Source organism: Mesoterricola silvestris (genome assembly GCF_030295405.1).
In the GTDB taxonomy this organism is placed as follows: Bacteria; Acidobacteriota; Holophagae; order Holophagales; family Holophagaceae; genus Mesoterricola; species Mesoterricola silvestris.
Genome location: NZ_AP027080.1, coordinates 2,292,133 through 2,318,374, shown reverse-complemented (window position 1 = coordinate 2,318,374; position 26,242 = coordinate 2,292,133). Strand labels below are relative to the sequence as shown.

At 69.6% G+C, this 26,242-nt stretch carries 22 protein-coding genes; 10 read left to right on the top strand and 12 right to left on the bottom strand.

From position 1 onward, the window contains the following. Nucleotides 1–11 precede the first annotated feature (11 nt). Genes R2J76_RS10030 through R2J76_RS10020 form a run of 3 tightly spaced genes read right to left on the bottom strand, consistent with a single transcriptional unit; the run spans nt 12 to nt 2,568 of the window. Complete coding sequence (locus tag R2J76_RS10030) at nt 12–284, bottom strand: MoaD/ThiS family protein (RefSeq protein WP_316415711.1); 273 nt, start codon at nt 282–284, stop codon at nt 12–14. After that, entirely contained in the window at nt 284–2,089 is a 1,806-nt protein-coding gene (locus R2J76_RS10025; protein WP_316415710.1) for an aldehyde ferredoxin oxidoreductase family protein, read from the bottom strand. Before R2J76_RS10025 ends, R2J76_RS10030 begins: the two co-directional genes overlap by 1 nt. Before the next feature lie 2 nt (nt 2,090–2,091). Further along, complete coding sequence (locus R2J76_RS10020) at nt 2,092–2,568, bottom strand: 4Fe-4S dicluster domain-containing protein (RefSeq protein ID WP_316415709.1); 477 nt, start codon at nt 2,566–2,568, stop codon at nt 2,092–2,094. Between the two features lie 416 nt (nt 2,569–2,984). On the opposite strand from R2J76_RS10020, the gene R2J76_RS10015 reads away from it, so the two are divergent. Continuing rightward, nucleotides 2,985–4,934: a sigma-54-dependent Fis family transcriptional regulator gene (locus R2J76_RS10015; RefSeq protein ID WP_316415708.1), complete on the top strand. Its 1,950-nt coding sequence runs from the start codon at nt 2,985–2,987 to the stop codon at nt 4,932–4,934. A 228-nt stretch (nt 4,935–5,162) separates the two neighbouring features. On the opposite strand, the gene R2J76_RS10010 is transcribed toward R2J76_RS10015, so the two are convergent. Continuing rightward, nucleotides 5,163–6,017 (bottom strand): DUF3034 family protein, encoded by an 855-nt coding sequence (locus R2J76_RS10010; protein ID WP_316415707.1) that lies wholly within the window; start codon nt 6,015–6,017, stop codon nt 5,163–5,165. A gap of 538 nt (nt 6,018–6,555) precedes the next feature. Here R2J76_RS10010 and R2J76_RS10005 point away from each other — a divergent pair. Together R2J76_RS10005 and R2J76_RS10000 are read left to right on the top strand one after the other, a co-directional pair. Continuing rightward, nucleotides 6,556–8,577: a TonB-dependent receptor plug domain-containing protein gene (locus R2J76_RS10005; protein WP_316415706.1), complete on the top strand. Its 2,022-nt coding sequence runs from the start codon at nt 6,556–6,558 to the stop codon at nt 8,575–8,577. Between the two features lie 9 nt (nt 8,578–8,586). Then, nucleotides 8,587–9,654 carry a hypothetical protein gene (locus tag R2J76_RS10000; protein ID WP_316415705.1) on the top strand — a complete coding sequence of 356 codons (1,068 nt, stop codon included), beginning with the start codon at nt 8,587–8,589 and terminating at the stop codon, nt 9,652–9,654. 418 nt (nt 9,655–10,072) lie between these two features. Here the strand turns inward: R2J76_RS10000 and R2J76_RS09995 are convergent, their stop codons facing one another. Next, entirely contained in the window at nt 10,073–11,092 is a 1,020-nt protein-coding gene (locus R2J76_RS09995; protein ID WP_316415704.1) for a TlpA family protein disulfide reductase, read from the bottom strand. Nucleotides 11,093–11,103: 11 nt separating this feature from the next. After that, nucleotides 11,104–12,600 (bottom strand): glutamine synthetase family protein, encoded by a 1,497-nt coding sequence (locus R2J76_RS09990; protein WP_394366804.1) that lies wholly within the window; start codon nt 12,598–12,600, stop codon nt 11,104–11,106. A gap of 157 nt (nt 12,601–12,757) precedes the next feature. Between R2J76_RS09990 and R2J76_RS09985 the strand changes: the two genes are divergently transcribed. Genes R2J76_RS09985 through R2J76_RS09970 form a run of 4 tightly spaced genes read left to right on the top strand, consistent with a single transcriptional unit; the run spans nt 12,758 to nt 16,695 of the window. After that, on the top strand, nt 12,758–13,132 hold the full coding sequence (locus R2J76_RS09985; protein ID WP_316415702.1) for a NifB/NifX family molybdenum-iron cluster-binding protein: 375 nt from the start codon (nt 12,758–12,760) through the stop codon (nt 13,130–13,132). Between the two features lie 30 nt (nt 13,133–13,162). Next, nucleotides 13,163–13,633, top strand: coding sequence for a PaaI family thioesterase (locus R2J76_RS09980; protein WP_316415701.1), 471 nt, complete (start codon nt 13,163–13,165; stop codon nt 13,631–13,633). Nucleotides 13,634–13,657: 24 nt separating this feature from the next. Further along, the gene (locus R2J76_RS09975; protein ID WP_316415700.1) at nt 13,658–14,254 is read left to right on the top strand and encodes a class I SAM-dependent DNA methyltransferase; all 597 of its coding nucleotides are present in this window, start codon (nt 13,658–13,660) and stop codon (nt 14,252–14,254) included. A 14-nt stretch (nt 14,255–14,268) separates the two neighbouring features. Beyond that, nucleotides 14,269–16,695, top strand: a complete 2,427-nt coding sequence (locus R2J76_RS09970) for a hypothetical protein (RefSeq protein WP_316415699.1) — start codon at nt 14,269–14,271, stop codon at nt 16,693–16,695. Between the two features lie 529 nt (nt 16,696–17,224). On the opposite strand, the gene R2J76_RS09965 is transcribed toward R2J76_RS09970, so the two are convergent. The 3 genes from R2J76_RS09965 to R2J76_RS09955 form a co-directional block, all read right to left on the bottom strand. After that, nucleotides 17,225–17,758: a pyridoxamine 5'-phosphate oxidase family protein gene (locus R2J76_RS09965; protein ID WP_316415698.1), complete on the bottom strand. Its 534-nt coding sequence runs from the start codon at nt 17,756–17,758 to the stop codon at nt 17,225–17,227. A gap of 103 nt (nt 17,759–17,861) precedes the next feature. Then, nucleotides 17,862–18,602 carry a LytR/AlgR family response regulator transcription factor gene (locus R2J76_RS09960; RefSeq protein WP_316415697.1) on the bottom strand — a complete coding sequence of 247 codons (741 nt, stop codon included), beginning with the start codon at nt 18,600–18,602 and terminating at the stop codon, nt 17,862–17,864. 4 nt (nt 18,603–18,606) lie between these two features. Then, nucleotides 18,607–19,602, bottom strand: a complete 996-nt coding sequence (locus tag R2J76_RS09955; RefSeq protein WP_316415696.1) for a sensor histidine kinase — start codon at nt 19,600–19,602, stop codon at nt 18,607–18,609. Nucleotides 19,603–20,042: 440 nt separating this feature from the next. Here R2J76_RS09955 and R2J76_RS09950 point away from each other — a divergent pair, with 440 nt between their 5' ends. From R2J76_RS09950 to thiE, 3 genes are read left to right on the top strand one after another with little or no spacing between them, the layout of a single operon-like run. Continuing rightward, nucleotides 20,043–23,132, top strand: a complete 3,090-nt coding sequence (locus R2J76_RS09950) for a lantibiotic dehydratase (protein WP_316415695.1) — start codon at nt 20,043–20,045, stop codon at nt 23,130–23,132. A 14-nt stretch (nt 23,133–23,146) separates the two neighbouring features. Next, nucleotides 23,147–23,953, top strand: coding sequence for a hydroxyethylthiazole kinase (thiM, locus tag R2J76_RS09945; RefSeq protein ID WP_316415694.1), 807 nt, complete (start codon nt 23,147–23,149; stop codon nt 23,951–23,953). Next, the gene (gene thiE, locus R2J76_RS09940) at nt 23,950–24,561 is read left to right on the top strand and encodes a thiamine phosphate synthase (protein ID WP_316415693.1); all 612 of its coding nucleotides are present in this window, start codon (nt 23,950–23,952) and stop codon (nt 24,559–24,561) included. Before thiM ends, thiE begins: the two co-directional genes overlap by 4 nt. Nucleotides 24,562–25,068: 507 nt before the next feature. Here thiE and R2J76_RS09935 read toward each other — a convergent pair. From R2J76_RS09935 to R2J76_RS09925, 3 genes are all read right to left on the bottom strand, one after another. Continuing rightward, a complete protein-coding gene (locus tag R2J76_RS09935) occupies nt 25,069–25,362 on the bottom strand; it encodes a DUF134 domain-containing protein (protein ID WP_316415692.1) in 294 nt (97 codons plus the stop codon). 15 nt (nt 25,363–25,377) lie between these two features. Beyond that, nucleotides 25,378–25,599, bottom strand: coding sequence for a VF530 family protein (locus R2J76_RS09930; protein ID WP_316415691.1), 222 nt, complete (start codon nt 25,597–25,599; stop codon nt 25,378–25,380). An 82-nt stretch (nt 25,600–25,681) separates the two neighbouring features. Then, entirely contained in the window at nt 25,682–26,149 is a 468-nt protein-coding gene (locus tag R2J76_RS09925; protein WP_316415690.1) for a hypothetical protein, read from the bottom strand. Nucleotides 26,150–26,242 lie beyond the last annotated feature (93 nt).

The window sequence follows — 26,242 nt, the reverse complement described above, 5'->3', positions numbered from 1 at the left end:
GCGAGGGGCGGTCAGCCGCCGGCGACCATGGGGAAAAAGGCGACGGTGTCCCCGGGGTCGAGGCGGGTGGCCAGGCCATCCAGGTGCACGATGTTCTGGCCGTTGACCAGGACGATGATGGTGCTGCTGAGCTTGCCTTCGGGCTGGACCCGCTCCCCGAAGGCCTGGCCGTGCAGCCCGGCGAGCCCATTCACGAGCTCGCCGAGCGTTGCGGCGGGAAGGGTCCAGGTCTCCTCGAAACACCCCGAGAGGCGCCGGACGTCGGCGAAGTACTTGATGTGCATCAGACGAGCGACAGTTCCTGGAGCTTGGCCTGGGTGGGCACCCCCTGGTCATCCCAGCCCCTCAGCTTGTAGTACTCGGGCAGCATTTCGCCCAGGCGGTTCACTTCGCCCTTGGCGGGACCGGTCTTGATGGGGGATTTGAGGAGGCGTTCCGGCAGGTTGTCGTCCGAATGGGTGAAGCCCGCCTTGAGGTTCCACTGGCGCTCCAGGTTCCAGACCCGCTCGCCGGCGCGGAGGTAGTCCTCCGTGGTGTAGGGCACGCCGGTGATGGTGGAGAGCATGGCCGCGAAATCGTCGCCGCCCATGCCGAAGGTCCCGAAAAGGCAGGCCCCCGAGGAATCGATGGCCGCCGTGAGGTCCTGGAAGAGCTTGACCCAGAAGGGCTTCTCCGCGGTGACCCGGGGATCCAGCTTGGCGCCGTTGCCCAGCACCTCCACCGCGATGGTGTAGCCCCGCACGTGGCAGCCGCCCCGGTTGTTGGTGGCGTAGTTGAGGCCGATGCCCTGGATGCCCCGGGGATCGTAGGCGGGCATCTCCTGCTTCTTCACGGTCATGGAGAATTCGGGGTGGCCGAAGGCCTCCGCGAAGCGGTACGAGCCCAGGGCCAGCTTGTCGCCGATGCCCTCCCGCTCGCCCATCATGCGGGTGAGTTCCACCATCATGGCCCCGTTGCCGAAGCTCAGATCCAGGCCCCCGGTGTCCTTGAGGGTCAGGTGGCCCGCCTTGAAGAGGTCCATGGCGCAGGCGATGGTGGCGCCCACGGTGATGGAATCCATGCCGTACTCGTTGCACAGGAAATTGGCCTTGGTGACGGCCTCCATGTCATCGATGCCGCAGTCCGGGCCGAAGCCCCAGGCCGCCTCGTACTCGGGGCCTTCCCCCTCGCCCCGGTACTTGGGGTTGGAGACCTTGGTGACCCGTCCGCAGCTGATGACGCAGGAATAGCAGCCCTTGGCCCGCACCAGCACCGAATCGCTGAGGGTCTCGCCGCCCACCTTATTGGCGGTGGGGAAGTGGCCGTCGTCGAAGTTGCGGGTGGGCAGCGCGCCGGTCTCGTTGAGGATGTTCACCAGCACGTCGGTGCCGTAGGCCTTGAGGCCCGCGCCGCCCACCGGGTGCAGGCGCACGCCTTCCCGGGCCTTGTCCACGGCGGCCATGAAGCCCTTGGGATCGGCCACCTTCACGGCGCCCATGCCCACCACCACCACGGCCTTGAGGTTCTTGGAGCCCATGACCGCCCCGACGCCGGTGCGGCCCGCGGCCCGGTGCATCTCGTTCATGATCGCCGCGAAGAGCACCAGCTTTTCCCCGGCGGGGCCGATGCAGGCGACCTTCGCCTCCTCGTCCGTCTCCGCCCGCAGGGCCTCGGTGGTTTCGGGCACCTGCTTGCCCCACAGGTGGGTGGCGTCCCGCAGCTCCACCACGTCATCCTTGATCCACAGGTAGACGGGCTTGGGGGCCCGGCCTTCGAAGATGACCAGATCGTAGCCCGCGTACTTCAGCTCGGGGCCGAAGGAGCCGCCGGAATTGGAGGCGGCGATGGTCCCGGTGAGGGGGCCCTTGGTGACGACGTTGTAGCGCCCGCCCGAAGGCGCGAAGGTGCCCGAGAAGGGCCCCGGCGCGAAGATGAGCTTGTTCTCCGGGGAAAGGGGATCCACCTTGGGATCCACCTCGTCCGTCATGATCTTCGTGCCCAGGCCCCGGGCGCCGATGAAGAGCGCGGCGTCCTTGGGGTTGGTGGCTTCCCGGGTGATTGCGCCCGTCGTGAGGTTCACGCGTAGCACCGTGCCGACCCATCCGTACATGTTCAGCCCTCCTGGATGGCCGCTTTGAACTTGGCGGCGAATGACTTCTTGCGGGATCGCGTGGAGATGTTGTCGTCGATGTATTCCAGGGCGCCGCTGGGGCACATGCGCACGCACTCCGGCTTGCCGCCGCAGGTGTCGCACTTGAGGATGGCGCCGGTGGCCCCGTCGTACACCGCGTTCCCGAAGGGGCACGCCATGGTGCACATGCGGCAGCCGATGCACTTGTCCTTCTCGTACACCACCAGGTCGCCCCCCTGGGGCCGGTGCAGGGCGCCGGTGGGACACACCTTCATGCAGGAGGCGTCGTCGCACTGCTGGCACATCATGGGAACGGAGAAGCCCTCGCGCTCCCAGGTGTACACGTGGACCCGCGTGCCGGCGGGGCGGAACTGGCCCTCATGCCCGAACACACAGGCAAGCGAGCAGTTCTTGCAACCGGTGCATTTGTCCGGATGGATCATGAGCAGTTTTGTCATGAGTCACTCCCGTTTTCTGACCAGACGAGGTCCGCCTGGCGCGTTGGCAGGTTGGTCGTACGGAACCCGGTTCGGGTTCTATTCCATTTCCTTTTCATACAGCACTAACTGTGCCAAGACCCGCGCCCAGGCCCCCTTCGGCGAATAGAAGATCCAAGTGTCATGTTATTAAGGGATACCCGCCGTCCCCCGAACCCGGAAATCCCCGCGCCTCTGTATCCATCTAAATATACCGTCGCACAACGGTTTAGCCCGGCGCGCGGGACTGTCGCAAAGGGCGACACTCCGGGCGACACCCCTGCGACACCGGTGAAATACAGGGATACCCCCCCCGGGCCTTTCGCCTATAAGATGGTCCAGCCAGTCATGTTCCTTTCAGGTTCCGAGCCGCCCTCCTTCAAGGCCGCAGACCCGACATGCCCACCTCTGGATCCACCGACAGCGCCGCCATCCGCAGGGCCCGCTTCCTCTTCCTGGAGCGCGGGGAGGTACCGCCCTGGCTGCCGGGACCGCTGGTGAGTTCCTGGCAGCGCTGCGCGGTCCTGGGCGTTCCCCACGAGCGGCCCGAGATCTCGGAACCGGTGATGCAGCGGGAGTTCCGCCTGGCCCGGGAACGCAGCGAAACGCTGCTGGGCCTGGCCGCCACCGAACTGGACGCCCTGGGCGAATGCATGGAGGACACGCCGGGCCTGGTGCTCCTCACCGACGCCGACGGCATGGTGCTGGAGCGGCGGGGCAATCTGGATTTCCTCCAGAAGGCCGAGCAGGTCGCCCTCCAGCCCGGCGTGAACTGGAGCGAGCAGGCCCGCGGCACCAACGCCATCGGCACGGCCCTCACGGAGCACCGCTCGGTGCTGGTGCGCGGCTGCCAGCATTTCTGCCAATCCAACGAGATCCTCACCTGCAGCGCGGTGCCCGTGCTCACCCCCACGGGCGAGATGGCCGGGGTGCTGGACATCTCCAGCGATCCGCGCCTGGCGCCGGGCTACGCCCGGGGCCTCATCCAGATGGCCGTGGCCCAGATCGAGCACCGCTGGTTCTCCCTGGACCTGCGCGGCCGCCGCATGGTCACCCTCCACGCCAACCCCGCCCTGCTGGGCACCTGGCAGGAAGCCATCCTCCTGTTCGAAGAGGACGTCCTGGTGGCCGCCAACCGCGTCGCCATCACGCTCCTGGGCCTGGAGTGGGGATCGCTGCGGCACGTGCGCTACGCGCACCTCTTCGCGGGGGCCATGCCCGAGGGCCTCGTGGTGGCGGTGGTCATGCGCGACGGCCGGAAGGTCTTCGCCCGCAGCTTCAGCCAGAAGCCCCCCGCCGTCGCCGTGCCCGAACCGGACCGCGGGCGGGCCGTCCCCGGCGATTCCGCCCGGAGGGTCCCGCGGGGCCGGAGCGCCGCCGACCCCGATCCGGAGCGCCGGCGTGGCCCCGCGGGGATCTACTGGGACGCCGCCAGCCGCGAGCAGCTCAACCTCGCGGTGCGGGCCGTGAACGCCGGCGTGCCCGTGATGATCCTGGGCGAGACCGGCACGGGCAAGGAACTGTTCACCCGGGCCCTCCACGCCGCCAGCAAGCGGGGCCACCGGAACCTGGTGATGCTCAACTGTGCGGCCATTCCCGAAGGCCTCATCGAATCCGAACTGTTCGGCTACGAGGACGGCGCCTTCACGGGCGCCCGCCAGAAGGGCAGCCCCGGCAAGATCAAGGACGCCGACGGCGGCATCCTCTTCCTGGACGAGATCGGCGATATGCCCCTGTCCATGCAGGCCCGGCTGCTGCGGGTGCTGCAGAGCAAGGAAGTGGCGCCCCTGGGGGGAAGCCGGGCCGCCGTGGTGGACTTCGTGCCCGTGTGCGCCACCCACCGGAACCTGGAGGCCGAAGTGGCCGCCGGACGCATGCGCCAGGACCTGTTCTACCGGCTCCACCACTTCTGCGTGCGCCTCACCCCCCTGCGGGAACGCCCGGATTTCCCGGTGCTGCTGGACACCCTGCTGCAGGGCAGCGGCGCCGGCGAGCGCGGCATCGACCTCGCCCCCGAGGCCCGGGCGGTGCTGCAGGCCCACACCTGGCCGGGCAACCTGCGGGAGCTGGCGAACCTCCTGCGCACCCTCGTGGCCCTGGCCGATGACGGCACCCTCCTCGGCGTGGAGGACCTGCCGCCCGAGTACCGCCGCCCGCCCTCAGCCCCCGCGCCGGCCCCGCCCCCTCCCGCCGTGGGCCCCCTGCACCTGGACGCCCTGACACGCCAGGCCGTTGAGCAGGCCATCGCCGCCAACAAGGGCAACATGACCGCCGCCGCCAAGGCCCTGGGGCTGCACCGGAGCACGCTCTACCGGATGCTGGGGAGGCCGAAGGTCCCGGGACGGTAGCGCCGACCCACCCCAGCGGTCCCGATCGAAGCCGACAGAACAGGCTGAGGTCGACGCCTTATCCCCTGCATCCCTTCCATCCATTCCATCCCCGTTTCCGCAGGGCAAGCGCAGGGATGGGTCGGCGCATGCGAATCAATGAAGCGCCGACCCACCCCATCGCTGGCCCTGCTGGAACAGGGATGGAATGGATGAAAGGGATGCAGGGGATGAAAGAGGGGATCACCCTCAGAAGGTGTAGTGCATGCTCACCACGAACCCGCCGCCGAATCCCAGCTTGTCGCCGGATTCGCCGCCGTTCCAGGTGTTCTTTCCGGCATTCGTGTAGGCCCCGGCGAAGGACAGCTGCTTGCTGGCGAAGTACGCCGCGTGGATGTTGTAGTAGCTCGCGTCCTTGTAGTTCCCGCCGGCCTTGCCGTAGTCCGGGCCCGTGCGGTATTCCACGCCCACGCAGAGCCAGCTGGCGAGAATCACATCCACATTGCCGTACACGATCGTCGCCCGCTCCTTGTTGAAACCGATGAGGCCGGTCACCTGCTCCTGGGTGGACTGGACCCCGGCGGAGAGCAGCACGGGCTTGGGCAGCTGGGTGACGAGCTTGGTGGCCACCAGGTAGTAGTCCATGCCGTCGGACTTGGTGTCGCCGCTCACGTGGAAGGTGGTGTTCTTGTGCTTGGCGCCCACGGAGATGGCGGGGACCCAGGCGCCGCCGGTGTTCTCGGGCAGGAGGAGGACCTTGGCGGCGAAGGTGTTCTTGTGGATGCCCTCCAGCTTCTCCACGGCGGCGGCCTCGAAGCCGTACGAGACCTCCACGCGCTTGCCCAGGGAGGTGGCCACGCCGAAGGTGGTCCAGTCGATGGCGGCCTTGCCGAGGCTGATGTACCACATGCCCACCACGGGCTTGCCCACGAAGGAACCGGGATCCGGCGTCCCGGCCACGTACGCCAGGGGATTGAAGGCGATGCCGCCGACGCCGTCCAGGCCCACCAGGGGCGCGCCCGCTTGGGCGGAATGGCCGACCAGGAGGGCGGCGGCGAGCCAAAGCGGGCGACGGAGGGCCTTGCCGGGGGAAAGGATGTTCATGGAATTCTCCTTGGGAGGGGGGTTGTTGAGGAGGCACGGCAAGAAAAGAGTCATTTAAGACCCTTATCTACTAAATTTTAAAAAAATGTTTGTACTTCCTGTTCACCAATGATTTTGTGACATTTTGGCGCGTCTTTACACGCGTATTTGTTTACGCGCGAATCAGGGCCACGGGATCGACCGGCGTGTTGCAAGGGGGAGTTCAGGTCGCTTGATGCCGCTCTAATTGCAGCAACTATGCCAGAGTCCCGCACCCCCGCGGCTCCGCCCAACCATGTGATAACGATCTTAAAATCAACAATTGAATTTGGACAGCCCCCGGCTTCCCTGGCAGCCCCGCGAACCGTCGCAATCGGCAACAGTCCCGGCGACACCCGCGCGACACTGCGCGACACGCGACAGAGGCGCAGCTGGAGCCACTTCCGGACAGGTCGGACGCCGAAGAAAAGGCTTGGCCACGGTGTGTCCTTGTGGATATAACGTAACTATCCCGATCCCAACCGGCCACCTTTTCAGGCCATGACCCTAAGGAGTCGAAATGTCCATTTGTGCGCGTTCCCATTTGATGCTCGCCCTGGTGTGCCTGGGCGGGGCCCGCCTGGGGGCGGACGCCCCGCCCCCCAAGGAGGCCCCCAAGCCCGCGCCCGAAACCAGTCCCTTCAAGCTCGGGGAGGTCACCGTGGTGGTCACCGACAAGCAGGAGGCCCTGGAGACCGTCAACACCCGCCTGGACGCCGAGCAGATCCGCGCCCTCAACCGCGACACCGTGGGCGCGGCCCTCACGGCCCTGCCGGGCGTGGCCCTCACCGTGAATTCCCGCAACGAGCAGATGCTCTACGTGCGCGGCAACGATTCCCGGCAGGTGCCCGTGTTCGTGGACGGCATCCCGGTGTACGTGCCCTACGACGGCGAAATGGACTACGGGCGCTTCACCACCTTCGACCTCGCGGAGATCCAGGTGGCCAAGGGCTACAGCTCGATCCTCTACGGGCCCAACACCCTGGGCGGGGCCATCAACCTGGTGACCCGGCGTCCCACCCAGGCCTTCGAGGGGGACCTGGTGGGCGGCCTCGCCCAGGGCGGCGGACAGCGGGCAGCCTTCAACGCCGGCACCCGCCAGGCGGCCTTCTACGTGCAGGCGGGCGCCTCGTACCTCAGCAGCGACCACTGGCGCCTCCCCTCCAGCTTCGTGCCCACGGTGCGGGAGGACGGCGGCTGGCGGGACAATTCCTACACCCGCGACAAGAAGGCCTCCCTGAAGGTGGGCTGGACCCCCAACGCCACGGACGAGTACGTGGTGGGCTACGTGAACCAGCGGGGCGTCAAGGGCAACCCCGTGGGCACCAACCCCACCATCACGGCCAACTACTGGCAGTGGCCCGTGTGGAACAAGGAGAGCGCCTTCCTCTCCTCCCGCACCGCCCTGGGGAGCCAGAGCGACCTGAAGCTGCGGGCCTACTACGACACCTACGAGAACACCCTCACGGCGTACACCGACGGCACCTACACCACCGTCGCCACCACCGGCAGCCTCAAGCCCACCGGCAAAAGCTACTACCGGGACTTCACCCACGGCGCCCTGGCGGAATTCCAGACCACCCTCATCCCCTCCCACAGCCTCCGGGCGGTGCTGCAGACCAAGACGGACGTGCACCGGGACGGGAATTCGGACCTCACCCCCACCGCGGCCTGGACCCACTACGAGGACCACTACGTCTCCGCCGGCCTGGAGGACAGCATCTCCCTGGCCCCGGCCTGGGATCTGTCCCTGGGGGCGGGCTGGGACCAGCTCCGCCCGGTGGCCTCCGGCGCCTGGACGCGGCCCCGGCCCCGGGCCTACGGCCACGGCCAGGCCGGCCTCTTCTGGCGGGCGGCGCCCGGGCTGCAGGTGTACGCCACCCTGGCCCAGAAGGAGCACTTCCCCACCCTCAAGGACCGCTACTCCCTGCGCCTGGGCACCTACATCGACAATCCGGACCTGGCGCCCGAGCGTTCCCTCAACCTTGAGACCGGCGCCAAGCTGGCCCTGGGCACCTGGTTCCAGGTGGAGGGGGCGGTGTTCAGCAGCGTCATCCGGGATCTCATCCAGGGCATGCCCCTGCCCAGCGGCAAGATGCAGATGCAGAACATCGGCGAGGTGCGGCATTCGGGGGCCGAGCTTTCCGTGGCCTACAAGCCCTCCGGCATCCTGCAGGCGGGCCTGGGCTACACCTACCTGGACCGGCGCAACGTCACCAACCCCGACGTCAAGCTCACCGGCACGCCCCGCAACCACCTTTCGGGCTACGTGAAGGTGCAGGCCCTGGCCACCCTCCACGTGCTGGCCTCCGTGCAGAGCCAGGACGCCCTGTGGGACAGCTACGCCAACCTGGCCAAGCAGTCCGTGACCGCGCGCCTGGGCGGCTTCACCACCGCCAACCTGAGCCTGGGCTGGAAGCCCCTGGCCGCCCTGCAGCTGGACGCCGGCTTCACCAATATCCTCGACCACACCTACCAGCTTTCCACCGGCTACCCCCTCCCGGGCCGCATGTGGTTCGCCAATGTCCGCTACCACTTCTGAGGAGGCCCCATGTTCAAGCCCCTGCTCCCCCTGCTCTGCGCCGCCCTGGGCGCCGCCGCCCCCCACCCCGTCCAGATCCACGGCTGCGTGGGCCGGGAGGGCCTGCTGCGCGCCGCCGCCACCCGGAACCTGCCCCGGTACCGGCGCCTGGTGAAGATCGCGAACGCCGACGGCACCTACCGCTGCTCCCTGGAGATCGACGGCTGGTCCCTGAAGGATGTGCTGGCGGCCTTCAAGCCCGCCAAGAAGACCGACGACGGCTACGACCGGCCCCTGGACACCTTCATCGTCGTCACGGGCCGGGACGGCCGCAAGGCCCTCTTCGCCTGGAGCGAGCTCTTCCTGGCGGGGGACGGCGGTCCCCTCCTGGCGGAAAAGGCCCGCTTCCTCCTGCCCCACCACCACGATCCCCTGGGCCGGGCGGCCGTTGATCCCATCGCCCTGCAGCCCCCCGCGGGCCGGGACGCCCTGAAGCTGGAGAGCTGCGCCTCCTGCCACGGGCAGGGCAAGCTCCTGGCCCTGTCCATGCCCAAGGGGCTCTGCCTGGTCTTCCCCCAGGACGGCTTCGGCGGCCGCTTCGTGGAGGACGTGGCGGAGGTGGAGATCCGTCAGGTGGGTGTGCAAGTGACCGCCAACAAGGCCGCCGGCAAGAAGGCCCTGGTGGAAACCCCCGAGCTGGTGGGCCCCGACGGCGCCCGGGTCCCCCTGGACGCCCCGCGCTTCCAGGCCGCGGCCCGGGCCGCCTACCGGGACGCCGCCTTCGGGGAGGGCATGGGCTTCCACGGCCTGCGCGTCTCCACCGGTGCCGACCTGGGCGCCCTCCTGAAGCCCCTGCTCCCCCCGGGCCTGGACCCCCGCTCCACCTGCGTCCTCGTCACCGCCGCCGACGGCTACCGCTCCGTCTACTCCGGCACGGAAGTCTTCGACGGCCGCGGCGCCGTCCTGGCCGATCGCATCAACGGCGAGGAACTGCCCGCCGGCTCCGGCCGCTACCACGTGGTCCCCCGCGGCGATTTCTACATCGACCGCGACGTCCGCATCGTGAAGGAAATCCGAATCCTGACGCCTCTTCGCTGAACGGGGGTACGGGTTCCGGATGATCGCCCCGTTTCGTCATCGCCGGCCCAGCCGGCGATGACGGGGGGGGAGGAAGGGACGGTGGGGCTGTGCTACGCCCATTGGCTTCGTTGGGCGGGTGGGTAGACGGAACGGGGCGGCTCTCCTGGGGGGCCCTGGCGAGTGGGCGGCGCCAAGGGGTTGAGGGGGTCGCTTCGCGTTGAGCCAAACGGCGCCGGTGGGCGCCGACGCTGAATGGCCGATCAGCTTTGGCGCGATCCATGGGGCCACGCCAATCCACGCGAAGCGAGGCCCAGGGGTGGGTCGGGGCCAATGGGTGAAACACAGGCCCTGGGAGGAGGGGGGAGCTTTTCGTTGACGCGGGCCGTGCCCGCGGCAACGGACGGGGCCTACGTCCGGGACACGGGTGAATCGGGGATTACCGGCCCAGAATCCGCTCCAGGGTCTTTTCCAGCTTCTCGCCGTGCAGGTCCCCGCCGGTGGCGACGATGCGGCCGTCGGGGCCGACCAGGACGGGCTTGGGGATGCTGCGCACGCCGTAGGCTTCGCTGATGGGGTTCTTGAAGCCCTGGGGGAGGAAGGCGTGGGTCCAGGGCATGGAGGTGGCGGGGTTGGCGCGGTAGGGGGCGATGTGCTCCACCTTGCGGTCGAAGGAGAGGCTCAGGACCTTCAGGCCCTTGTCCTTGAAGCGGGCCTGGGCGCGCATGAGGTAGGGCATGCCGGCGCGGCAGTCGGGGCACCAGGTGGCCCAGAAATCGATGAGGACGAACTGGCCCTTGAAGGTGTCCAGGGACAGGGGGGCGCCCTCCAGGGACGTGAGGCTGAAGGGGGGGGCCTGCACGCCCACGGCGGTCTTCAGCTCGGCCTTGAGGCGGTCCTGGGCCTTGAGGGCCTCGGTGGAACCGGGGAAGTCCTTCTGGAGGGCCTCGAAGGAGGGCTTCCAGTCCGCCTCGGTGCCGGTGTCCACCCCCACGGTGAAGTGCTCGAAGAGGAGGTTCCGGCGGGTGGGGCCGTCGGGCTGGTGGGCCCGGGCCTCGGCCAGGTAGGACGCGGCCTCCCGGGGGGCCCAGTCCCCCAGGGCCGGCAGGAGGCCCTTGTCCAGGGCCCAGGCGGCCGAGGTGGGGGGCACCTCCTTGAGGGCGAGGGCCACCTGCTCGGCCGTGGGGGTCTGGCGGGCCAGGCGCAGGTAGTACAGCTGGGTGACCCGGAGGGCCTGGCGGACGGCGGGATCGGTCTCGGTGGCCAGGCGGGCGGTGACCCCGGCCAGTTCCTTGGCCACGTCGGCCTTGAAATCCATGGAGTTCCGGCCCGCCTCCACGTGGGCGGCCCGGGCCTTGGCCACGGCCTGGCCCTTCGCCTGGGCGGCGGCCAGCACGGCCTCCGCATCGGAGGCCGCCAGGGGCAGGCAGAGCAGGAAAGCCAGAGAGCACAGGTTCATGGGGGGGCTCCTCAGCCGCAGTGCAGGTGGAGGTTCACGAGGTCCTTGAGGGAATCCGCGTGTCCGAAGATCTTCTCACTCATATTGAGATCGTCGAAGGCCTTGAGGTTGCGGATCTGGGAATCGATGAGGCCGGCGGGGAAGACGCCGCCGTCCTCGTACCGGGCCCGGTCCCGGGCCAGGCAGTCCGCGGACTCGAAGCAGGAGGCGGGCAGCTGCTTCAGGCCCTCCACCTTGGTGGCGTCGGCGCGCACGTAGAGGTCCTGGGCCACCTGCAGGGCGTCGGGGTGCTCCAGGCCAAAGCGGCCGGCCACGGCCATGCCGGCCAGGAGGTGGTGGGCGTTGGCGCTTCCGTCGGGGCTGCGCAGTTCCACGGTCTGGTTGTTCTCGAAGGCCCGCACGCCGTTGGCGGGTTCCTGGGGGTTGGCGGAAAGGAGCATGCGGTCGCCCACCCCCTGCCAGCCCAGGGGCACGCGCACCAGCACCGAGCGGTTGCGGTCCCCCCAGCAGATGCTGGTGGGGGCCTCCTGGTGGGGCACCAGGCGCAGGAAGGAGGTGGGCACCGTGTTGCCGAAGGCGGTGAGGGACTCGGCGCTCATGAGGTAGCCGGCGATGACCTTGCGGGCGGTTTCCGTGAGGCCCTGGTCGTCGGCCATGGCGTTCTGGCCGTCCTTCATGAAGCGGGTGTGGATGTGGAGGCCGCTGCCGGCCTGGCCCGCGATGATCTTGGGGGCGAAGCTCACTTCCAGGTTGTGCTTGTAGGCCACTTCCCGGATGGCCCACTTGGCCATGACGATCTGGTCCGCGGCCTGCTCGATGGGCACGGGCAGGAACTCGATCTCGTGCTGCACCATCTCCATGCCGTTGGCGATGATATTGCCCACTTCGGCGTGGCCGTACTTGATGTTGCCGCCCATTTCGCTGATGACCTGCATGGCCTCCCGGCGCACCAGGCCCCACTTGGAGAAGGGGTGGGATTCGTGGTAGCCCTTCTGCTCCACGATGGGATAGATGGAATCTATCTCCGAGAAGAGGTAGTACTCCAGTTCGCCCAGGGCCTCCATGGTCAGGCCGGTGCGCTCCTTGAGGGTGCGCTGGGCCTTGTGGAGGATGTACTCCGGGGCGCTCTCCAGGGGATCCCCGTGGTTGTCGAAGAAGCTGCACAGCAGGTCGATGGTGGGCACTTCGGTGAAGGGATTCACGTAGGCCGTGCGGAAGCGGGGCACCACGTACAGATCGCTGGAATCCGCCGACACGAAGGGGAAGAGGCTGGAGCCGTCCACCCGCTCACCCATGCAGAGGATCTTTTCCAGGTGGGACTTGCTGTTGATGACGAAGTTCAGCTTCTTGAGACGCCCGTCCCCCGCCACGTACCGGAAGTTCAGCATGCGGATGTCGTTCTGCTCGATGTAGCGGACGATGTCCTGCTTGGTGAAATCCACCGCCGGCTTCTGCAGGGCCTTGACGATCTTGTTGGGGTTCAGGGCGAGCTGGTCGTTCATTTCCATGAGCCTTGAAGGGGTTGGCGGGATTGCCGGACCGGAAGGCCAGGATAGGCGAGGAAACGTTGGGCCGCGCGGTGCTTCCTGTGATACCCATCACGACCGCCGGTGGGCCTTGCGGTGATTAGAGCATATGATCATAATTGCCCCCAAGGAGTCCCCCATGCGCATCGCCATCCCCTCCAGCTTTCCCGGCGGCCTCGAGGCCGGGGTCCACGGCCACTTCGGCCACTGCGACGTCTATACGGTCGTGGACGTGGAAGGCGGCGCCATCACCCGGGTGGGCACCCTGCCCCCGGTGCCCCACGAGCAGGGCGGATGCCTGGCGGCCGTGGCCTTCCTGGCGGAAGCGGGCGTGACGGCCCTGGTCGCCGGCGGCCTGGGCAAGCGGCCCCTCATGGGTTTCAACCAGGCGGGCATCGCGGTGTACCGGGGGGCCGGCGTGCCCACCGTGGGCGCGGCCGTGGGGGCCCTCCTGGGGGGCAGCCTGGAGGTCTTTTCCGGCGAATTCACCTGCGGCGGCGGACACCACCACTGAGGTAGGCTGGAGGCCCGCAAAGGAGCCCCCGTGCCCGAGCCCGCCTTCCAGGACTACTACCCCGAGAACGTCTCCCACTGCTACGGCTGCGGCAGCCTCAACGCCCTGGGCCTGCGCATCCGCACCCGGTGGGAAGGCGACGAGTCCGTCACCCGCTTCACCCCCCGGCCCGAGCACACCGCCATCCCGGGCTTCGTGTACGGGGGCCTCCTGGCCTCCCTGGTGGATTGCCATTCCACGGGCACGGCGGCCGCCGCCATGTACCGGCAGGAAGGCCGGGCCATGGACACCCTCCCCGCCTATCGCTTCGTCACCGCCTCCCTGCACGTGGACTACCTGGCCCCCACGCCCCTGGGGGTGGAACTGGAGGTGCGGGGGCGGGTCAAGCGCATCGAAGGGCGGAAAGTGGTGGTGGAAGCCACCGTGTCCGCCCTGGGCAAGGTCACGGCCCGGGGCGAGGTGGTGGCCGCCCAGATGCGGGAGGGCTTCGGGCAGGTATAGTGGAGGGTGGAGCTGGGAGGCGGCATGCCGGGCACCGGACATTTCGACAAGGCGGCCAAGGATTGGGACCAGGAGGACCGGCGGGTGGCCCTCGCCCGGGCGGTGGCCGCCGCGATGCGGAGCCAGGCCTCCCTCACCCGGTCGGATTCGGTGCTGGACTTCGGCTGCGGCACGGGCCTCGTGACCCTGGAGCTGGCGCCCCTGGCGGGCTCCATCACGGGGGCGGACACGTCCCCGGGCATGCTCGCGGCCCTGGCCGCCAAGGCCCCCATCCCCCGGATCCAGCTGGAACCCGACGGGGACGGCGACCTGGGCGGCCCCTACGACCTCATCGTAAGCAGCATGACCCTCCACCACGTCTTCGACGTGCCCGACCTGTTCCTGAGGCTCGGGAGGCACCTGAAGCCGGGCGGAAGGGTCGCCCTGGCGGACCTGGACGTGGAGGACGGCAGCTTCCACGGCGGGGCCGACGGGGTGTTCCACCTGGGATTCCAGCGGGACCGGGTGGCCGCCTGGCTTCGCGAGGCGGGCTTCCGGGAGGTGCGGGTGGAGACCGCGTGCACGACCACCAAGGAGGGACGGGACTACTCCATCTTCCTCGCCCTCGGAATTAAGGACTGAGTGGAATGAGGACCTTGCAGACGCTGTTGATCGCCGCCCTCCTGGCGGCCCCGGCCCTGGGCGCGCCCCTGGTGGAGGCCTTCCAGAAGGGGCCCATCGCCATGACGGCCCGGGTCGTGCGGGGGAAGGGCACGCCCGAGGAGGCCGCCCTGCCCCTCTTCCGGGTGCCGGTGCTGCGCTTCGGGGACGACCTGGAGCTGGGCTTCGCCGGGGAGGCCTTCGACCAGCGGGTGACCCGGGCCGACTGGTCCCTCATCGTGGTCTTCCTGCCCCGCACCGTGGCCCCCACGGACCAGGGGGTGGTGGATTTCCGCCTGAAGCGCAAGGGCGAGCACATGTCGGCGCCCGCCATCCCGGTGCCCTACGATTCCATCCCCATGATCTTCCTCATCCCCGACAAGAACGGCCGGAAGAAGGTCCTCACGGACCTGAACGCCCACCTGGGGGCCTTCCGCACGCTCTGCGCCAAGATCTCCGACCTTTCCGGGGAGCGGGCCACGGCGGACGCCTTCCTGGAGGAACTGGGGGCCATCGACAAGAACCTTTCCGCGGCCCAGTACGACAACGCGGTGCTGAGCTTCCTGCACACCTACGGCGGCGCCGTGTCCGGCGACCTGCAGGCCTTCGTGGGTGGGAGCCGCACCAACCTGGACAAGTTCCAGTTCCTCACCCAGGAGTTCCGCAAGACCAATGTCCTCGTCCCCGAGGCGGTGACGGCCTCCCCCGTGGAGGCCCAGGTGGCCGTGGGCACCAAGCCCTCCTCGGCCTACGTTTCGATCTTTTTCGACCTGGCGGCCATCGTCAAGAACCTCTGGCCGGGCCACCAGTTCAACTACCTGCCCGCCCTGGCCCGCAACTTCCACGGGGACGGCGCCGAGCTGTACTACAGCGACTGGATCCACACCACGGGCGATACCCGGGGCGCCCTCCTGTGCTGCCCCGGCAAGTGGGAGGACCTGACCCCGCCCGCCTTCGGCCTGGAACTGGCCCCCGGCGAATCCATGCTCAAGGGCCAGGCCGCCCTGAAGGTGCTCCCCAAGGAGAAGGGCCGCACCCCCTTCGCCCTCTACGGCCAGGACTGGAAGCTCGTGGTGGCGGGGCTGCCCCCCCTGGCCCTGGCCTCCAGCCCCGCGAACATGACGTTCGTGGCCTCCTGCGCGCCGCTGCAGGAACCCCTGCGCAAGCTGGGCGCGCCCACCGTGAAGGTCAAGGTGGTGGGACGCTGGGGCTTCACCAGCATGGCCACGGATCCCGTGGAGGTGCCCGTGGCCGTCGACCCCGCCTGGGCGCCCACGCCCGTGGAGCGCCAGCGGTTCCAGGTGGGCGGGCCCTGCTCCCTGAAGCTGCCCGCGGCCTGGGCGGGGGTGGTGGAAAAGGTGGTGTTCCGGCCCGCCGGCGCGCCGCCCCTCACGGCCCAGCTCAAGGACGCCCCCGACGGGGGCCGGGAGGCCGTCTTCCAGACGGCCCCCGCCCAGGCGGGGGCCGGCGCCCTGGAAGTCACCGCCTTCGGCCAGCCCGCCCGGACCCTGCCCCTGGTGCTCCTGGAGGCCCCGCCCCAACCCGCGGGCCTGGAGGCCCGCCTGGGCGAGGTGCGGATCCTCCTCAAGGGCCGCCACCTGGAGGGGGTGAAGGCCCTGGAGCTGGCCGAGCGCCGCTTCCTGCCCGACGGGGAGGCCGCGGAGGGCCGCTGGTTCAAGGCGGAGGACACCAAGCCCCTGGAAGGGTCCGTGGGCCGGTCCCTGCCCGCCGCCCTGGTCCTCGCCACCGGAAAGACCCCCGCGGGCCCCGCCGTGCTGCTGCCCCCCAGGCCGCGCCTGGCGGACCTCCAGACCATCCCCATGGAGGGCAAGGGCACCGGCCTGCCCATGAGCTCCGCCCTGCCCATCGCCCCCACGGGCGGCCCCAGCCTCGTGACCCTGCTCACGGCCAAGGGCTACCGCTTCCCCCCGGACGGCGCCGTCCACGCCGCCCTGCGCAACGCCGAGGACCCCGGCGTCGTGCGGGTGGTCCCCGCCCCCAAGATCCGCCTGCTGGGCAACAACCAAAAGGCCACCTTCGTCCTGAACCCCGCCGAGCTCCTGGGCGGAAGGGCCGCGGGCCGGCTGGAGGTGCAGATCCAGGACGCCAGCGCCGGGGCCAGCGACTGGCTCCCCCTCCCCGTCACCTTCCTGGACCTCCCCACCATCACCGCCGTCCAGGCCGCCGCCCCCGGCCTTCGCCTGGTAGGTCCCTCCCTTGACCAGATCGAAGCCGTGGCCCCCACCGCCACCGGCCCCTGGGAAAAGGCCGCCGTCCTCATCCAGGACGGCCGGGAAACCCTGACCGTCCCTTCGCCTCCGGACGCCGGCGTCTGCTACCTCAAGGTCTTCGGATGGCCGGACCGGGTCCTCACCCTGAAGTTCCCCCCGGTGAAGCCGCCGGCAGAGCCGGGACCCAGCTAGGAGACGTCCGTGTCCCCGACCTTCGCCCCGTTTCGTCATCGCCGCACAAGCCGGCGATGACGGAGGGGTGGGGGGGGACGATGGGGCTGTGCTACGCCCATTTCCTCCGTTGAGCGAAGGGAAGTCCGAAGCGAGGAGGCTCTCCTGAGGGGCCCTGGCCAGGTGCGCGGCAATCAAAAGGTTGGTGGATCCGCTTCGCGTAACACCTCCCGGTGCCGACAGGCGCCGACACTGAATTGTCAAAAAGCGCGATGCTTCCGCCCATGAGGGCCAGCTATGGAAACCAGCGTCGGCGCCCTCCCCCGTCGACCCGACTCACGCGCAGCGAGCCCACCATCCCTTTGGCAGCCGCCCACCAGGCCAGGCCCCCCCGGAGAGCCCTTCGGCTCCGGACTCCCCTTCGCTCAACGGAGAAAATGGGCGTAGCACAGCCCCATCGTCCCCCCCCACCCCCCCGTCATCGCCGGCTTGTCCGGCGATGACGAACCAGGGCGAAGGTCCGGAACCCGGACGTCCACGCTACCCGAACCTAAAACACCACCGCCGGTACCGCCCAGCCTTTCGGATCTCCGTTTAGGTTGGACTTGTAATGGATGATCTCCAGGCGCTCAGGCACCACGTGGATCAGGACCAGGTCCTTGCCGCCGGGGAAGGCCTGGTCCCAGTAGGCCCGGTGGCGCTTCTTGATCTCGGCCGGGTCGGTGACCAGGAGGGCCCGGCCCCGCAGGGCCACGTAGCCCTCGGCCCGGGCCAGGTCGCCGTAGAAGAGCGTCACCCGGGGGTTCGCCCGCAACTCGGCCACCTTGCGGGTGGTGCCGTTGGTGGCCATCCACACGGACATGTCCGCCTCGGGGGGGAAGGGATTCATGGTCCGCACCTGGGGGCCGCCGTCGGCCGCCACGGTGGCCAGGGCCACATAGTGGCAGGAGGTCATGAGCTCCCGGGCGGCGGCCAGGGTCTCCTCCCGGGTCGGGGGCTTGGCCGGCGCTCCGGCCAGGGCCGGCAGGGCCAGGAGGAGGGCCGCGAGGGCGGCGCGAAGGGGGAAGCGGACATCGGTACGCATGGGCGGGGGTCTCCGGGAGGGATACGAATAGACGACTAGTAGGTCTAGTTAATAGTCGCACGGCCCGCGCGGGGGGGGCCGATCCTGGATGCCGGCCCCCCGGTCAATCCATGGAAAGCCGTGCCCGGAGCACCTTCGCCATGGTGCGGCTGACGATCAGTTCGGTGTGCTTGGCCAGGCGCACTTCCAGGCGCCCCCGCATCAGTTCCCTCACCCCGATGACGGCCTCGGGCCGCAGGAGGAGGTTGCGCTGGATGCGGACCATGCCGGCGGCGGGGAAGGTCTCCTCCACCTCCCGCAGGCTCCCCCAGGTGGTCTCGTGGCGCCGGGTGAGGGCGTGGGCCCACACCTTGTCGTCCGCGAATTCGAAGTGGGTGATGAACTTCAGGTCCAGCAGGATGGTGCCGAAGCCCGCCAGGACGGGCACCCGTTCCAGGGGGGGGAGCATGGCGTGCCATTCGGCGGTGGTGAGGCGGTGCACCTTGCGCTCCCGCACCCGCTGGAGGGTGCGGGCCAGGCGGTCCTCGTACACGGGCTTCAGGAGGTAGTCCACCGCGGCGGCTTCGAAGGCCTGGATGGCGTAGTCGGCGTGGGCGGTCACGAAGACGGTGAGAGGCGGGCGCTTGAGTTCGGCCAGAACCTCCAGCCCGTTGAGGCCGGGCATCTGGATGTCCAGGAAGAGCACATCCACCTTGGTGTCCCCGTTGGCGGCCACCCACTCCAGGAGCGAGGGTCCGTCCTCCAGGGAAGCGACCACCTGGCAGTCCGCCTCGTTCAGCAGGCGGGCCAAGCGCTCCAGGGCGAGCGGTTCATCATCCGCTATGACGACGTTCAGGCGGTCCATGCCCTCAGTGTAGCAAGACGCCCGGCAAGCGAATGGAGGCCAGGGTGCCGCCCTTGTCCGGCTGGATGCTGAAGGCCGTGTCCAGGCCGAAATGCAACGCCAGACGGGCTTCCAGGTTCCTCAGGCCGATGCCCGACCCCGGCCGGGCCTCGTACGCCGCGCCGGTGTTCCACACTTCCAGGATCAGGTCCCGGCCGTCCCGCCCCACCCGCACCAGCAGCTCGCCGCCGCCCCGGTTGGGGGCGATGCCGTGCTTGATGGCGTTCTCCACCAGGGGCTGGATGAGCAGGGGCGGAACCTGCTGGCCGTCCAGGCTGGCATCCCAGTCCCACTGGAGGCGCAGCCGAAGGCCCAGGCGCAGCCCTTCGATGAACAAGTAATCCTCCACCAGGGCCCGTTCCTCGCCCAGGGAGAAGGTCGGCGTTTCCGAGGCCCGGAGGATCCTGCGGAGCAGATCGGCCAGGTGCTTGACGCTCTGCTCGGCGGTGGGCGGATCCTTGTGGATGAGCTCCGCCAGGCCATTGAGGGCATTGAAAAGCACGTGGGGGTGGAGCTGGCTCTGGAGCAGCCGCGTCCGGGCGATGTTCGCTTCTGCGACCATGGCTTCCTTTTCATCCATTGCATTGGCTCTGGCGGCCACGAGGCCTCCCGCGGCCGTCATGGCCGGCGCCACGACGAAGAGATAGGACAGCATGACCCCCGCGGCGTTCGGGGTCTGCATTCCCGCCCTGCCCCGCACCCACAGGTCCAGGAGCACGATGAGGGCGCAGGCGGCCTCGGAGAGGGCGAGGGCCACCACCAGCCTCTGGGCGAAGACGAGGACGGGCCAGCCCCTCGCCCGGATCCGCCAGGCCATGGGCACCGCCAGGACGATGGTCGCCAGATGGAACGCGGGCAGCAACGCGGCCGATCCCAGGATCCAGGGATTGCCCGCCACGCCGAGCCGGTGGTAGGCCCGGAGGGCCACCGCCGTGAAGAGCAGGGAGACGCACAGGAGCACCCACCCCTTGAGGTGGAGCTCCCCCAGCTTTCCTTTCGGGGCGGGGTGGAACGGATCCCTCTCACCAAGGCGTGGTCCAGATGGTCGTGATGCTGGCGGCGGTGGCGTCATGGGCTCCAGTCTTGTTGCCGGGCGATCCGGCTAGCAACGCACCGTCCCTGCGCGATGGGGAGGCGAGAAGGTGAAGGGTTTCCTTGCGGAGGACAAGTCGGGGTTTCATGGCCATCTCCTGGGGCGTGCCCTGGGGCACGGCACCCGTTTTACGGCATGGCCTTGGTGAAGCTCCAGAATATCCCTGAACGCGCCGATTCCGGGTCCGAACCGTTCATCCCCCGAAAACGCCCGTTCAGGGAAATTTCCAGGCCGGAATCGCGCTCGATTCTAGGCTGGGGGAACCCCTCGCCCGCCGATCGGCGCGCTCGCCAACGGATTTTCCTACCATGCCTTCTCCCACCGTCCGCACAGCCCCCTTCTTCGTTCTCCGCACCCCCGGCCTGCCCGTGGACCCCACCCGGGCCTGGACCCGGGAACACCTGGCCGCGGCGGTGCGGCGCCCGGAAATCCGGGAAGCCCTCTTCCTCGCCTCCCCGGACCTGGATACCGCCCTGGATCCATGGCTGCGGGGCGATCTGCCGGAAGCCCGCGCCCAGCGGGTGGACCAGAGCCTCGTGCGGTACCTCACCCGCATGGGTTCCCGCTCGACGCCCTTCGGCCTCTTCGCCGGCTGTGGGGTGGGGGCCTGGGGCCCGGTCAGCGACCTGCGCGTGCCGCCCCTGGCCCAATGCGTCCGGCGCACCCGGCTTGACAACGACTACCTGGCGGCCCTGGTGGCCGATCTGGAACGCAACCCGGAGGTGCGCGGACTCCTCACCTGGAGGCCCAACACCAGCCTCCATCTGGCCGCGGGGCGCTGGCACTACGCCGAGCCCCGCCTTGGCGCCGGTGAGGGCCGGGAGTACCACCTGGTGGCCCTGGAGCCCACCGGCCATCTGGACAAAGCCCTGGCCTGCGCCGCGGGCGGGGCGGGCCTGGGCAGCCTGGCGGGGGTCCTCGCCCAGGCGGTGGAGGTGGAGCCCGGGGAGGCCTCGGGCTTCCTGGATGAACTGGTGGAGGGGCGGATCCTCACCAGCGACCTGGAACCGGCCGTCACCGGGGAGGAGCCCCTCCAGGCCCTGGCCGGCCACCTCAAGGCCCAGGGCGGGACCCGGCCCCTGGGGGAGCGGCTCGAACGGATCGTCACGGAGCTGGGGGAGCTGGACGAGGCCGGGGCGGGCGCCGCCCCCGGGAGGTACCGGGCCCTGGCCCGGGAACTGGAGGCCCTCGCCGTGCCCGCCGATCCCAGGCGCCTGTTCCAGGTGGATCTCCACAAGCCGTCGGAGGAGCTCCATCTGGGCCCGGAGGTGCGCCGGGCCCTGGAGGAAGCCGTGGAACGCCTGCGCCTCATCACGCCCCACCGGCGGGAAAGCCCCCTGGACCGTTTCCGGGACGCCTTCCGGGAGCGCTACGGCACCCGCGCCGTGCCCCTCCTGGAGGCCCTGGACGCCGAGGCGGGCATCGGCTTCGGCCCCAAGCCCCCGCCGGGCCTGGACGGATCCCCCCTCCTCCAGGGCCTTCCCTTCCAGGCCGCGGCACAAGCCGATCCGCCCTTCACCGCCCGGGACCGGCACATCCTCAAGCGCCTCCATTTCCTCGGGAACGCCCCCGAGTGGGCCCTGGACGACGCGGACCTGGCCATCCTGGGCGAGCCCGGGCCGAGGCCCTTCCCCGCCACCTTCTCGGCCCTGGCGGCCCTGGCCTCCCCTTCGCCGGAGGCCCTGGCGCGGGGGGACTTCCAGGTGCTCATGGAATCCTATTCCGGCCCATCGGGGGCCCAGCTCCTGGGGCGGTTCTGCCTGGGGGACCCGCGGCTGGCGTCCCGGGTGGAGGAGCTGCTGCGCGTGGAGGAGGCCCGGCGCCCCGAGGCGGTCTTCGCGGAGATCGTGCACCAGCCCGATGGCCGCATCGGCAACATCATCGCCCGCCCCCGCCTGCGGGCCTTCGAGATCCCCTTCCTGGGCTCCAGCGGCGCCCCCCTGGATCACCAGATCCCCCCCGCGGACCTGACCCTCGCCCTGGAGGGGGACCGGCTCGTGCTGCGCTCGATCCGGCTGGGCCGCGAAGTGGTCCCGCGCATGGCCACCGCCCACAACTATGCCCAGGGCCTTCCCGTCTTCCGGTTCCTGGCGCACCTGCAGGAGCAGGACGGCAGGGCCGGGGGATGGACCTGGGGCCCGCTGGAGGCCCTGCCCTTCCTGCCCCGGGTCACCCGCGGCCGCCACGTCCTGTGCCGGGCCCGCTGGCGCGTGGAGGCCCGGGAACTGGAGGCCGGAGGCCTCCAGGCCCTCCGGGCTCCGCGGCGCCTGCCCCGGCACGTGGTGCTGGAGGACGCCGACAGCACCCTCTGGGTGGATCTGGACGATCCGCTGCGCGCGGCCACCCTGGAGCACATCGTGGCCAGCCGGCCTTCCTTCACCCTTGTGGAGGCCTTCCCGGGCCCGGAGGAACTGGCCGCGGCCGGGCCCGAAGGCCGCTACTTCCACGAACTGGTGATCCCCTTCCAGCAGAAGGAACCCCCTCTCCCCGCGAGGCGGTCCCCGCGCCCCTCCAGCACGGCCGAGGCGGCCCGGTCCTATCCGCCAGGGTCCGAATGGCTCTACATCAAGGTCTACGCGGGCCCCGCGGCGTCGGACCGCATCCTCGCGGTGCTCCTGGACACCCTCCGGCGCATCACGGTCCAGGCCTGGGACCGCTGGTTCTTCGTGAGGTACGCGGACCCCGAGTCCCACCTCCGGCTGCGCTTCCACGGCACCCCGACCCAGCTCACCTCGAACCTGCTTCCCCTCATCCGCCGCATCCTGGCCCCGCACCTGAAATCGGGCGCCTGCTGGAAGGTCCAGGTGGACACGTACGAGCGCGAACTGGAGCGGTACGGGGGCCTGGAGGGCATGCTCCTCGCCGAGGCCTGGTTCGAGCAGGACAGCGAGAAGGCCCTGGATCTTCTCCATGAGTGCGACGGGGAGGAGGGCTCCGGGCTGCGTTGGCAGCGCGCCTTCAAGGCCATGGACGAGCTCCTTTCGGGCCTGGGGCTGAGCCTCACGGCCAAGCTCAGGATCGTGGACGCCATCCGGGGCGGGCTCGGCCGCGAGTTCAACCCGGAACTTGGCATCCAGCTCGGCGAGCGCTACCGGAGCCTGCGAAGGGACCTGGAGGCCTGGATCCCCGTCCCCGGACGCCCCGCCCCGCCCGCGCTCCCCGACCCCCGCCTCCACCGCCAGCGCACGTGCCTGCACCGCCTGGCCGAAGCCGCCTCCCATGGCCGCCTCTCCCTGCCCCTGGAGGACCTCGCGGCCAGCCTCGTGCACATGCAGGTGAACCGGTTCATGCGCGGGTCCCACCGCGCCCACGAACTGGTGCTCGCGGACTTCCTGGGGCGGGTGTACCGTTCCCAGCTGGCGCGGGTCGGGCGCGCACGGGATAAGATGGAAGGTTAGGAAAGGAACCGTCCATGCCCGCATCCGAAGCCCTGAACGCCTGGGAGGCCCTCACCGCCGTCCGCGCGCAATCCCCCGTCGTGCACAACATCACCAACTACGTCGTCATGAACACCACCGCCAACGCCCTGCTGGCCCTGGGCGCCTCCCCCGTGATGGCCCACGCGGAGGAGGAGATGGAGGACATGGTGGGCATCTCCGCCGCCCTGGTGCTCAATATCGGCACCCTCAGCCGGGAGTGGGTCAAGGCCATGTTCCTCGCGGCCGAGCACGCCACGCGGCGCGGCATCCCCATCGTCCTGGACCCCGTGGGGGCGGGCGCCACCCGCTACCGCACCGGCACCGTCCGGGACTTCCTGGCGGCCTTCAGGCCCGCCATCATCCGGGGCAACGCCTCCGAGATCATGGCCATTCGCGGCGCGGGGGCGGGCACCAAGGGGGTGGACAGCCTCGACGCCTCCCAGGACGCCGTCTCCGCGGCCCGGGCCATCTACGAGGCCCACGGATCGGTGGTGTGCATCAGCGGCGCCACCGACTACATCATCGGCGACCGGTCCCTGCGCATCCACAACGGGCACCCCCTCATGACCCGCGTCACGGGCCTGGGCTGCACGGCCTCGGCCCTGTGCGGCGCCTTCGCCGCCATCACCCCCGACCCGGTCCTGGCCGCGGCCCAGGCCATGGCCGTCATGGGCGTCTGCGGCGAGATCGCCGCGGCCAAGGCCGACGGCCCCGGCACCCTGCAGCTGCATTTCCTCGACGCCCTGCACCGGCTCTCCGAGGCCGACATCAAGGGGCGCCTGCGGGCGGAGGTCGCGTGAACGGCGTCCACCTGGTCACCGACCGCGGCCTCTGCCGCGGCCGGTCCCTGGAGGAGGTCGTCCTGGCCGCGGTGCGGGGCGGCGCCGCAAGCGTCCAGCTCCGGGAGAAGGACCTGGCCACGCGCCCCTTCGTGGAGGAGGCGGCGCGCCTCAAGGCCCTGCTGGCGCCCTGGAAGGTCCCGCTCATCATCAACGACCGCCTGGACGTGGCCCTGGCGGTGGGCGCCGAGGGCGTCCACGTGGGCCAGCAGGACATGCCCTGCGCCACCGTGCGCCGCCTCCTGCCGGGCGCGATCATCGGCCTTTCCGTGGAGACCTGGGAGGACGTGGTGCGGGCCCAGGACGAGCCCGTGGACTACCTGGGCGTGAGCCCGGTCTTCGCGACGCCCACCAAGACCGACACCCGCGGGGCCTGGGGGCTGGAAGGGCTGGCGCGCATCCGGGCCTATTCCCGCCATCCCCTGGTGGCCATCGGCGGGGTCAACCGGGAGACCATCGCCGCGGTGGCCCAGGCCGGCGCCCACGGCGCGGCGGTGGTGTCGGCGATCTGCTCGGCGGAGGACCCGGAGAAGGCGTGCGGGGAACTGGTGCGGTTGTTCAGGTCCTAGGGATATCCGGCCGCGAAGTACGACGCCTGCCTCTGCAAGAAGGGGCATGCCATCGAGATGGCATTCGCCCGGTTCTTGCAATCCGGTAGCCTCGAGACCCGCATCGGTAAGGCCGGTCGGAGCTATGCAGCGCATGTCGGAATGGTTTGCGTCCTGATGTGGATGAACCTCTGAACGGCTTGTACGCAGCGGGTGGGAAGACCCGTCGAAAAAATCAAACGCTGGGGCGCAGAGGTCTCGCTGGGGCGCTGGGAAAAGAAGGAGAACCTCGGGGGGCTTCGCGCCAGAACCTCCTGGACGGTTCCATGCCAAGCATTTGGTTCATACCCGGGTTTGAACTCCCAGCGCCCCAGCGAGACCTCTGCGCCCCAGCGTTTGATTTTTTGCCGGGGTTCAGCGGCGCAAAGGGTTCGTGCGATGCCACGACACCAACTTTTCATCCGCCACGCACGACGTGCCGATCAGATCGAGCATAAGCCATCCCTGCCCAGATATTACGAACAGGCTCTATTCCAGGGTGTAGGCGCCGCCCTCGATGCGGAGGGCGAGGCCGCCCACAAGGGCGCGGGTGATCTTGCGGTGGGCGGCGTCCAGGACCCGGCCGAAGGTGGCCCGGGATACGCCCATGCGCTCCGCGGCCTCCTGCTGGTAGAGGCCCTCCTGGTGGGCCAGGCGCAGGGCCTCCAGTTCCTCGAAGGCCAGGCTCACCTCCTCCAGGTCCGCGAGGGGCACGCCCCGGGGCTTGAAGTAGCGGACTCCGGGCAGTTCCTCGACTCGTTTGCAGCAGGGGCGGCGCGGCACGGGGCCTCCAGGGGATCAGCTCTGCGTCAGGGCCAGGTAGAGCTCCTCCACCTTGCGGCGGGCCCAGGGGGTCCTGCGCAGGAAGGCGAGGCTGGACTTGAGGCTCGGGTCGACGTTGAAGCAGCGGATCTCCACGGCCCGGCCCATGCCTTCCCACCCCACGCGCTCCACCAGGACCGTCAGGATCGCCTCCAGGGTCAGGCCGTGGAGGGGGTCCTTGGGGTGGGTCCGGGTCATGGGCGGCTCCGAAAACGAGGGCCGGACGCGGTGGTCGCGTCCGGCCCTCTCCCATCATTCACGGCCCGGGGCCGATTGTCACCTAGTGATGGTGTTCCCGGTGGTCGTCGCGGCGTTCCTCGCGGCGGTCCTCGCGGCGGTCCTGGCGGCGTTCCTCGCGGCGGTCCTCCCGGCGCTCCTCGCGGCGTTCCATCTGCTTGCGCTGGCCGGGGGGCATCCATACGCCCCGGTCATCGCCGCGGCGCCAGTTGCGGTAGTGGCCCCGGGGAACCTCCACGATGTAGCGGGGCACGCGGCGCGCCTCCACCCACTCGAAGCGGGCCCGGGGGCTGCGGGCGCGGTACCAGCCGTCGTCGCGGCGGCACCAGTACCAGCCGTTGTTGAAGAAGACTTCCTCGTCGAAGCCCGCCACCACCGAAACCCCGGGGGAGATGACCTCGAGGCGGGGCGCCACGGGCAGTCCGATCTGGATGCCGATGTGCACCTGGGCCTGGGCGGCGAAGGGGCTGAGGCCGAGGAGGAGGGTGAGGGGAAGCGCGTTGAGTCTCACGGGGTATCTCCTTTAAGGGCCGGGGGCCCACGAACCTGGGGACAGCATTTATCGTTCCAGTTTTACAGGTCCTTCATTTCCAAGGAAAACCGA